The organism is Blastomonas sp. CCH9-A1 (assembly GCF_001557175.1).
GTDB lineage: Bacteria > Pseudomonadota > Alphaproteobacteria > Sphingomonadales > Sphingomonadaceae > Blastomonas > Blastomonas delafieldii_A.
This window is the reverse complement of the sequence record NZ_LSHM01000056.1, coordinates 1-619: the sequence shown is the minus strand read 5'-3', so window position 1 is coordinate 619 and position 619 is coordinate 1. Positions and strand designations below refer to the sequence as shown.

General features: G+C 60.4%; 1 protein-coding gene. It reads left to right on the top strand.

The window, feature by feature from the left end; translation table 11 throughout:
• Positions 1–161: 161 nt before the first annotated feature.
• Positions 162–619: DUF4158 domain-containing protein (locus AX725_RS14865; RefSeq protein WP_156458508.1), on the top strand; the 458-nt coding region annotated here is incomplete at its 3' end.

The following is a 619-nucleotide window of genomic DNA, read 5'->3' as shown; positions in this document are numbered from 1 at the left end:
GTAGCCCAGAATGCCGCCCATCTATCGTGTCTCCCAAACGGTCGTTCTGTGGACGATCTGAAGGGCGATCGCTTCGCCCCATCCATATCCGTCCACATACTATGTCTCTTTACTCATGGCTGTCCATAGGCCCAGATGACCTTTTGTGGACGGGAATCGGAATGACGAAGCGCAAGCATCAACTCCTGACCGAGAGCGAACGCGATCAGATCCTCGCCATCCCGAGCGAGCGCGACCATCTAGCCCGGCTCTACACCTTCGAGCCTTCGGACATCGAGATCATCGGCGCACGACGGGAGCGACGGAACCAGTTGGGTGTCGCGCGGCAACTCGCGCTCTTGCGGCACCCGGGCATCACACTGGCGCAGTTGATACAGGACAAGGGAGCGATACCCCATGATCTCGCCGCCTTCGTCGCGGAACAACTTGGTCTGCACGTAACCGAGCTGGCCAACTATGCGGCGCGGGATCAGACAATGACGGATCATGCCCGTGAGCTGGCGGCGCGTTTGGGGCTTCGGGGGCCAACCCGGGCCGATATTCCCTTCATGATCGAAGCGGCCGCGAAAACGGCATGGGCGACCGACAAGGGGATGACGATAGCGACCGGTGTTGTCAC